This window comes from Bacillota bacterium, assembly GCA_012842395.1.
Classification (GTDB): domain Bacteria; phylum Bacillota; class SHA-98; order UBA4971; family UBA4971; genus UBA6256.
The window spans coordinates 304,920-314,285 of record DUSX01000002.1 but is presented as its reverse complement, the minus strand read 5'-3'; the positions used below and the strand labels follow the sequence as shown (position 1 = coordinate 314,285).

Annotated in this window: 6 protein-coding genes and 2 riboswitches; all 6 genes read right to left on the bottom strand. The window is 62.0% G+C overall.

The window, feature by feature from the left end:
• Positions 1-30 precede the first annotated feature (30 nt).
• Positions 31-123: riboswitch (cyclic di-GMP riboswitch) on the bottom strand.
• Between the two features lie 79 nt (positions 124-202).
• The 6 genes from GX515_01700 to GX515_01675 all read right to left on the bottom strand — a co-directional run bounded on the left by GX515_01700 (position 203) and on the right by GX515_01675 (position 9,229).
• Positions 203-520, bottom strand: coding sequence for a response regulator transcription factor (locus GX515_01700; protein HHY31726.1), 318 nt, complete (start codon positions 518-520; stop codon positions 203-205).
• Between the two features lie 601 nt (positions 521-1,121).
• On the bottom strand, positions 1,122-1,826 hold the full coding sequence (locus GX515_01695; protein HHY31725.1) for a sensor histidine kinase: 705 nt from the start codon (positions 1,824-1,826) through the stop codon (positions 1,122-1,124).
• A gap of 70 nt (positions 1,827-1,896) precedes the next feature.
• On the bottom strand, positions 1,897-3,072 hold the full coding sequence (locus GX515_01690) for a Gfo/Idh/MocA family oxidoreductase (protein ID HHY31724.1): 1,176 nt from the start codon (positions 3,070-3,072) through the stop codon (positions 1,897-1,899).
• A gap of 705 nt (positions 3,073-3,777) precedes the next feature.
• On the bottom strand, positions 3,778-5,001 hold the full coding sequence (locus GX515_01685) for a methionine adenosyltransferase (protein ID HHY31723.1): 1,224 nt from the start codon (positions 4,999-5,001) through the stop codon (positions 3,778-3,780).
• A 163-nt stretch (positions 5,002-5,164) separates the two neighbouring features.
• Positions 5,165-5,274, bottom strand: a riboswitch (SAM riboswitch).
• Between the two features lie 391 nt (positions 5,275-5,665).
• Entirely contained in the window at positions 5,666-7,249 is a 1,584-nt protein-coding gene (locus GX515_01680; GenBank protein HHY31722.1) for a YidE/YbjL duplication, read from the bottom strand.
• A gap of 93 nt (positions 7,250-7,342) precedes the next feature.
• Complete coding sequence (locus GX515_01675; protein HHY31721.1) at positions 7,343-9,229, bottom strand: polysaccharide biosynthesis protein; 1,887 nt, start codon at positions 9,227-9,229, stop codon at positions 7,343-7,345.
• Positions 9,230-9,366 lie beyond the last annotated feature (137 nt).

Sequence of the window (9,366 nt, the reverse complement as noted above, 5' to 3'; positions counted from 1 at the left end):
CAAACGAGCAGGCTCCAAAAGTCCCTTCTCTTCGGCAACCCGGCTATCATGGCCAGAACCCCTCCTGGCTTTAGACCCGTGGCTTTGCGTCCCCGCCTTTCGACGGGTTTGCCTTTGTCGGGAGAACGTTCTCGGTTTTTCAGTTATAAGGGATCCTCAATTCCCGCCTAGAAAAGTATCATACGATGGCAAGGCTTGCCTATCAGCCCGATGGCTCATTTTTGGACGGGACTTTGGTCATGGGCCCTTCGTCCTGGGACCCCCCAGACCCCGAGAACCCCTGGCTGATGGCCCATATGGCGGCCTGGGTGCGCCGGTCCGCCCCGAGCTTGTGAAGAAGGTTGCTGACGTGGTTCTTGACTGTTTTCTCGCTTATCGAAAGCATCCTCGCGATCTCCCGGTTGCTCTTGCCCCGGGCGACCAAGGAAAGGACCTCGCGCTCCCTGGCAGTCAATCGGTGCCGCGCGCCCTCCGTCCCTGCGTAGGATGAGGCGGCGACTGCATCCGACGGCGCGGCCATCGCATGCAGAACCGCCTCTTCGAACCCCGAAGCCACGTCGCGCAGCCTGGCGACACCCTCCACCAACACTCTTACCAGTCGCGGCGACGCATACTGGTGCCCGCGGGCAGCCGCCCGAATCGCGTAAACGAGGTCCTCCGGAGACGCCGAGCGATCCAGGCATGCGAGCACCCCCGACGTGAACGCGTCCATGACGGCATCAAGAACCTCCCGCCCAGCGTCACCAACATCTACCACGGCCACCGTCGCGTACGTCTGTCGCACGCCGGCGTGCGCGCTCTGCCCGGCTTGTTGTCCTCCCGCTGCTGCAAACGCGGAAAGGCTTGTGTCGAGGCCAAGGGCCCAAGCAGCGAGCGCGGCCCGCCACGTTCCAGCGCCCGAGGACGGCACACTGCCCGCCACGATCACGTCTGGGCGGCATGCGGGAACGACCTCAGCAGCCTGCTCCAAATCGGTCGCCTCGCCGACTACCTTGAGATCGGGCTCGGACTCGATGGCGCGACACATGCCCGCCCGGAAAAGAGAGCTTTGATCAACGATGAACACCCTGATCACTCGCGCCCCGCGGGCGGTGCCGGACGGCACAGCCACGTCCCGTCCCTCACCTTCCCGCGGACCCGCGCGTGTCAGGGTCCGCGATAGGGATCCTAACGGCCACCCTGGTGCCTCTGCCCGGGGCCGTGTCTATGTCGAGGGACCCGCCAAGGAGCTTTGCGCGCTCCTTCATCCCGGCGATCCCCAGTTTCTCCGACCTCCCGACGCCCCGAGAGACCGCGGCAAGATCGAAGCCCTTGCCGTTGTCCTCAATGCTCGCTCCGACCGCACTTACACCGTACCCAAGGGTGACCACGACTTTGGAAGCCAATGCGTGCTTGCGCGCGTTGTTGAGCGCCTCCTGTACGATGCGAAAGAGAACGAGCTCGACCACGGGGTCAAGCCTCGTTTCTTTGCCGAGCACGTTCATTTCCACAGGTAGGCCATGGCGTTGACTGAAGTCGCTCACGTACCGCCGCAACGCAGGTGCCAGCCCAAGGTCATCCAACATCATGGGCCGCAGGTCGAAGACGATGCGTCTGATTTCGCGAAGGCATTCGGTGATAGCTTTTCTGAGGTCGCGGATCTCCTCGAGAGCGCGGGGAGGATCCTCGGAGATGAGCCTTTCGACTATCTCCAACTGCAGGATGGCATTGGCCATCATTTGGGCAGGACCATCGTGGATGTCTCTTGCGACACGCCGCCGCTCCTCCTCCTGGGCCTTTATGACCCGCTCGACCGTATCCTCCCCTTTACTGCCAGACGAATACACGAGCGCGTCACCTCCCAAGATGCGACAAATAACTATGTCTCAGCCCGGTTATTTCATGATCTCATAGAGTTCAAAACCCCAGGCCCTTCCAGAAAGAGCGCGCCCGAGCCATGAACCCCTCCTTCGTGGCGGCCGCGGCCACACCCGACTCTACAGGAACATACTCTCCGCCGCGCCGAAGCGACTCCTCGGCTCGCTCAAGCACCCTGACCACCTTCGCTCCGTTCACGCCGTCGGTGAGAGGGCGTTTGCCCTCGCGGATACACTCCAAGAAATGGAGGCATTCGTTTCGGAGGGGTTCGCTCATTTTGAGTTTGGGGATGTACACATCGCCGTAAGTGAACGTGTACTGGAAACCTGAAAAGCCGTTCAGCGCGTCCGCGCCGTTCGGCGCATCGCCGGTGGTTTCGGTGGCCTCCGCGACCCCGTTGGGGTGGGAGCCGTTTTCGGACCTTTTCATGAAGTCGCGCCGGCGGTTCACACCTTTGTTGTAAACCTTGACCTTTTCCAGCGTTTCCGCGTCGTCGAACACTATCATCTTCTTCTCGCCGATTATCGTCGTCCGGCTCGTCTTACACGGGTCAAGCCAGCTTAGATGGATGTTCGCCATCACTCCCGAGCCAAAGCGGATGGTCACGAAGGCCACGTCCTCAATGCCGTCGTTCACGTAGGCCTGACCAGTAGCCGCCACGCTCACTGGCTCATCGCCCAGCAAATAGAGAAGGGTCGCTATGTCGTGTGGAGCCTTGTCCCACAACACACTTACGTCTTCGCGCACGATCCCGAGGCTCGTGCGGGCAGCATGCATGTAGTAGATCTTTCCCAGCTCGCCTGAGTCGACGTACTCCTTGACCACGCGCATCGCAGGGTGATAGTCCATGATGTGCCCAACCATCAGGACCTTGCCCGCCTTCTCGGCGATATCCACAAGGTGATCCGCGTCCTCCGAGGAAAGCGTGAACGGCTTCTCCACGAGGACATGCTTCCCCCGAAGAAGGCACGCACGAGCTATACTGTAATGAGTTGCGGGGGGAGTCGCCACCACCACCGCATCTATCTTCGGATCAGACGCCACCGCCTGGAAATTCCTAGTCAGCCTCACAAGCGGGTATCTCTCTCTGATTGCCGCAAGCCTGGCCTGATTGGTGTCACAGCAGACTACCAGCTTCGCCTCGGAGATCTCGGAAAAGTTCCTGACATAGTTCTTCCCCCAGTTACCACACCCGATCACACCCACATTCACCACGCTGGTTATCCTCCTCACAATGCCCGGAGGCGACAGGCCGACGCTACATGGCAGGACGGGCCGACACACCACAACATAGAACTCGACCGATGCGGTCGAGCCCGCACCGTCACCAGAACCTCCATGAGACAGGCTTGCGTCCACCCGCGGCAAGCCAATGTCCACGTCTACTTCTACATAAAGCCCCGAATTCCTCTTCCTAGTATGTCCCTGCCGTCACAAAAGCGCTGGACCTCGCGCAACCCCGCCTCGTTTTGCGTCCCTTTCCCCCACCGACAGGGCCGCACACGTAAAGCGGGGCTGCACGAAGCGCCCCTGCACAGACTACATAAAGCACTGATGGAGCGCTGTACGAAGCACGCGGGCGCGCATATGACATGCGGCCGCAGCTCAGCGCGCTTGGCACGCCGTGCCTCCCCGCCCCGGAGCTCGGGGCCGCGCGCGCCCGTTAGTCCCCTCTCGTTTTCCGAGGTTCTAAGTATGTTGCCAAGAGTCCGCGCTACTTCCGGCCGAGGGATCCTGCCCAGGGTTGCCGGTGCTTGCACGACGGGGCGTGGAGAGTCCGGCAGGCTTGCGCGCCGAATTCGAACGAGGCGCGCCGCAAGCGCGCCGTGCCTGGAGGGCGTGGCCGGCAACCCTACCGCCGTCAAGAAAGGAGACGAAGACCTATGGCGCCGTACTTAGACAGGATCACCGGTGGTTGCGCTAGAAGGCATCGGCTTTCAGGTCGTCGACCTTGTCCAGCCTCTCCCATGGGAGGTCCAGATCGGTCCTTCCGAAATGGCCGTACGCCGCCACAGGGCTGTAAATCGGCCTCCGAAGGTCCAGCCTCTCAATGATGGCGGCCGGACGCAAGTCGAAATGCTTGCGAACGAGCGCCAGAATATCGTCGTCATCCAGCTTACCCGTGCCGAAGGTCTCAACGCCGACCGAAACGGGACGCGAGGACCCGATGACGTAAGACGCCTGCACCTCGCATTTGTCCGCAAGGCCCGCAGCGACGAGGTTCTTCGCTACCCACCTCAAAGCGTAGGACGCCGACCTGTCAACCTTGGTCGGGTCTTTGCCCGAAAACGATCCGCCACCGTGGCGTGCCGCACCTCCGTACGTGTCCACGATGATCTTTCGGCCCGTGAGCCCCGAGTCGCCGTGGGGGCCGCCTACGACGAACCGGCCTGTGTTGTTGATCAAGAACCTCGTGCGCTCATCGAGGAGAGACGGCGGGATCACGTGGCGAATTACCTTTTCGATAATGTCGCGCCTGAGTGTCTCATAGTCGACCTCCGGGTGGTGCTGGGCGGAGATCACCACGGCGTCCACCCTCACAGGCGTGTCGCCGTCATACTCCACGGTGACCTGCGTCTTCCCGTCCGGGCGCAGATAGTCCACGATCTCCTGCTTACGGATCTCCGCGAGCCGCCGGGCCAGCTTGTGCGCAAGCATTATCGGCATGGGCATCAGTTCCGGGGTCTCACGTGTGGCAAACCCGTACATCAAGCCCTGGTCGCCAGCGCCCAAATGTTCGAAACCGTTTGCGACCCCGGCCGCTTCGAGCTGTCTAACCTCGAGCGACCGGTTCACTCCCATGGCAATGTCCTCCGACTGCTCGTGGATGGACGTGATAACGCCGCAGGTATCAGCGTCAAATCCGTACTTGGCCCTGGTGTACCCGATCTCCCGCACTGTATTGCGGACGATCTCTGGGATCTCCACGTAGCAAGACGTGGTGATCTCACCAATGACGAAGACCACGCCCGTCGTCGCGGCAACCTCGCACGCCACGCGGGCATTAGCGTCCTCCTTCAGGATAGCATCGAGCACGGAGTCGGCGATCTTGTCGCAGAGCTTGTCCGGGTGACCTTCGGTCACTGACTCTGACGTAACAAGCCTCCTCGCCTTTGTTGAGCATCTCCCTGTCGTTTCTCCCATGTCAGCACCCCTCCTGCTCTGTATTTCGGAACCTGTCACCTAAGCCCAACCGTCTCAATCGGCCCAGCATTGTCCCGGCGAGTCGCGCCGCTCGATCGCACCGCGCAGCTGCACCCGAGACGCACAAAAACGCCCCTTCCGCGTTCAGGAAGAGGCGCTGCATCTCTCATCTCCCAGAACGGAAAGTTCTGCAGGAATTGGCACCGTGCAGGCGAGTCCGCCGCCGGTTGCCGGGCTTCATCGGGCCAGTCCCTCCGCCGCTCTTGATAAGAGCCTTCCATATTGTGTTTTCCAGGCTGCTGGCAGTATTATACTACCCCAGCCGCGCGAAGTGCAATGGTTTTCCGCAACAATCGCGGATTCTGTAAGGCACATGTAAGACACAAAGGACAGGAATGTGGTCCTAGCCAGGTCGGGGGATCCCGGATGGACGGCGACTGTGGCAAGCTATGGGTGGGAGGTTAAAGTGCGGCTATGCGAATCCAGCAGTTCTTGGCGAGCGACTCCTCCAGCCAGTTTCGCGCAAGGTTCGGGCTGGCGCCCGATGGCAGGTTCCTTTCGTTCCCGCCATGCACTTCTCGGGCGGCCCCTAGTCGCCGTGCTCCGCACATGTTGGCAGGGCCCACGAGAAAGACCATCACTACCTGCGCCCGCGACCGGCGCACTACAAGACGATCGCGAGGGCCTGGGTGGCGAGCACCACGAACACGAGTGCGAACGGGTAAGTGGCCGCGTATGGAGCCGCGACCTCGTCGCTTCCGGCGGCAGTTATGAGTGCTCCGAGAGCCGGCGTGCTCGTCATCCCTCCGCAGATGCTTCCTAGGTTGTCGGGCAGGTTGAGCTTGAAAAGCCACGCCGATGCAGCGAACCCGAGCACCATCGGAACCAACGTGATGAGCGCGCCGCTCGCGAAGAGCAGCCAACCGTATTTCGCCACGGTGGCTACGAACCCACGCCCTGCAGCAACGCCCGCGCCAGCTAGAAAGAGCATGAGACCCATCTCGCGCGTGATCCCGAGCGTGTGCCCTGGCGGCCTAAGGGACCACCGTCCCACGCCGCCGAAATGCCCGACCACGAGCCCTGCCATGAGAGGTCCGCCGGCGATGCCAAGGCTCAGGGGTCCGACACCGGGAATCTGCACGCGTAGCCGGCTTATGAGCAGCCCTGCGGCCAACACAAGCGTCAAAGCGAGCATGCCCGTCCGTTCTAGCGGCCGCCTCTGACGCCCCAAGGCCGCCTCGAACTTATCAAGCGCGTGCGGTGCGCCCACCGCTCGCACGACGTCCTTTTGCTCGAGCAGGGTGTCTGCGCGTGGCGTGAACTCAACGCCGGCCCGTCTGACCCTGGTAAGCACCACCCCGTAACGCTCGCTGGGATTTAGCTCGCGGACGGTGGTCCCAGCGACCTCGCGGCTCTCCAGGGTAAGGTCGCGCAGATCCACCCCCGGCTCGTCCATGGAGAGGTACGCGCGGCGCCCGACGAGCGCCTCCAGCTTCGCAAGCGCCTCGTCGGTCCCAACGGCACGTATTCCGTCCCCCCTCATGAGCACGGTATCGCCGAGCGCCGCGAAGACTTGGCGCCCTCTTTGCACACGGGACACCACGGCCCCCGTGCGCGAGAGCACACCGAGCTCAGCGAGGGTTTTGCGCTCCACATCGGGATTTTCCACGATGAATTCACGCACAAGGAGCGTCTCCGCGAGTTTCACGCCTCTCTCTGGCGCCCGCGATAGCCTTGCTACCTCTTCCTTCAGATTCCTTCGAAGGATTTGCGGCATGAGCTGCACGAAGAGTACAACGCCTACCACGCCGAAGGGGTAGGCTATCCCGTACCCGATCGACGCCGCATTGTCGCCCGTGGCCTCAAGCGCCACGGCAAGGCCCGGCGTGGTGGTGAGGGCGCCCGTGTAAATGCCCACTGCAAGCGCCCGCGGGATGTCGAGAGCCCTTGCAAGAAGCACCGTTGCCGCTGCTCCCGAACCCACTATGAGAAGAGCTATCGCGCCGTACGATAGCGCGTTTCGCCTAAGGTTCCTGAAAAACCTTGGGCCCGCCGTGAGACCCACGGAACCTACAAACAGCGCAAGCCCGAGATCGCGCACGATGCCTGGTATCTCGTATCCCAGGTGCCCGAAGTACAGCGCCGCGAGCAGCACCCCCGACGTCCCGAGCTGCATGCTTCCCACACTGATGCCGCCAAGGACGTACCCAGCGGCAGCCAGGACGAACAACGCTTCAAGAGGAGTCACCATTTTCCCTTCGTCAGCCCCCGCTCGCCTCGGCTTCGCTCTTCCAGCTCTCTCCTCACCTCAGGCTCCGAGGAACGGCTTGCGCTGGAGCCATCACGTGCCGCTCCTCGCTGCCAGGGGACGCACCCCTGACGCCCCAGCACGGCGGGCCCCGTCATGGCTCGTGAGCTCACGAACCCAGCTCACGAACTGGGCTCCGCCTGCTTCGCCCGCTGCCGCAAGCTCACGGCAGGTCTTGAGGAACTCCTCGACGCTCCCGTCAAGCGTAGCCGTGCTCCTCGCTATGAATATCCGTTCGTGACAGGTGGCTACCGTCCCTTCCTCCGCCGTAAGCAACTCTTCAAAGAGCTTTTCACCAGGACGCACGCCCGTGAACTTGATCTCTATGTCCTTGTCCGGGTCAAGGCCAGACAGTCGCACGAGATCGCGAGCGAGGTCAACTATGCGGACAGGCTCCCCCATATCGAGCACGAAGACCTCTCCGCCTTCACCCATTGCGGCAGCCTGTATAACGAGTTGGACAGCTTCGGGGATGGTCATGAAGTAGCGCACCATATCGGGGTGGGTCACCGTGATCGGGCCGCCCGCTGCGATCTGCCGCTTGAAGAGCGGTATCACACTCCCCCTGCTCCCAAGGACGTTCCCGAACCTGACCGCCATGAATCTCGTGTTGCTATGCTCGTTCAAGGCCTGGATGAGGAGCTCAGCCGCCCGCTTGGTGCTGCCCATGATGCTCACGGGGTTCACGGCCTTGTCAGTCGAAATGAGCACGAACCTGGAAGCAGCGTGCCGATCGGCCGCGCACGCAACATTCCAAGTGCCGAAAACGTTGTTGTTTATCGCCTCTTCGGGATGCATCTCCATGAGCGGCACATGCTTGTGGGCGGCCGCGTGAAAGACCACGTCCGGCTTGTAGCGTGCGAACACGCTTTCCATGCGCGCCGCGTCCCGTATATCGCCTATGACGGGCACGACGTTGAGAGAGGGACACGTCTCCCTGAGCTCGAGGTCGATGTCGTATATGTCGTTTTCTGCATGCCCCAAGAGCACGAGGCTTGCCGGTTGGAACCTCGCGATCTGTCGGCACAGCTCCTGTCCTATAGATCCGCCGGCGCCCGTCACGAGTACCGGCCGACCTGTCAAGTAACCGCCGATCTTGTCGAGGTCCACCCTGACTTGTTCCCGCCTCAGCAAGTCTTCTATCTGGACGTCGCGGATACGGCTCACATCCACTTTGCCGTCAATGAGCTCGTACACTCCTGGAAGAGTCTTGACGCGCGTCCCGAGCCCTTCGCACGCGGCCACGATCTCCTTCACGACACGGCCAGGCACCGACGGCATGGCTATGATGATCTCGTCCACGTCGTGCCGCGCGACAAGGCTCGGGAGATCAGCGCGCGTGCCCAGCACTCGCAAGTCTGCGACCATATATCCCTGCTTTGAACGGTCGTCATCCACAAACCCGACTATGTCGTAACACAGCTCCGGATGGGCTCGGAGCTCCTTCGCCACCAGCACGCCAGCCTCGCCGGCACCTATGATGAGAGCACGCCGGCACGGGCCGACCTGCCACTCAGCGCCACCCGGCCCAGGCCCAGGTCGTGTAGGCGCCGCTCCGTTGGTCGCCCAGGCCCGGGACCTGCCCGTCAGAATCCATTCCCGCCTCAGCCGGGCGAAGAGGCGCAGCCCGCCAGCAAGGCTGATGTTGAATAGCCACATGAGAATGGTGGCGCTTCGAGGAAAGCCAGGTCCATGGATTAGGTGTAGCAGGAAGTAATCGCCGATCGATGCCACGGTGCCGGCTTCAGCGATGGCCACGAGCTCCCGGACGCTTGCGAATTGCCACAGTCTATCGTAAAGGCCGAATGCCTGGTACGAAGCGATCCTAAGTACCAGCAGTGCAGGCAGGCGTGGCGAGATCATATTGAGATATGGCAGTGCTCGTGCCTGGTTGAACTCAAAGCGCACGAGCAGTGCCATAAAGACGCTTGCAAGGCAGCACGCAATGTCGCAGCTCACAAGGATAGCTCTCCTTGCCCTGCGAGTCATGGGACCTCACACTCCAACTCCGTGGTTGAGCGGGATCTTGCGCCACGAGCCGCGGCTCCTCACCGCCA

Bases quoted from the DNA above. Each gene is read 5' to 3' on its own strand.
- GX515_01685 (HHY31723.1), bottom strand. From the start codon at position 5,001: ATGGGAGAAACGACAGGGAGATGCTCAACAAAGGCGAGGAGGCTTGTT.
- GX515_01675 (HHY31721.1), bottom strand. From the start codon at position 9,229: ATGGCACTGCTCGTGCGCTTTGAGTTCAACCAGGCACGAGCACTGCCA.
- GX515_01700 (HHY31726.1), bottom strand. From the start codon at position 520: ATGGCCGCGCCGTCGGATGCAGTCGCCGCCTCATCCTACGCAGGGACG.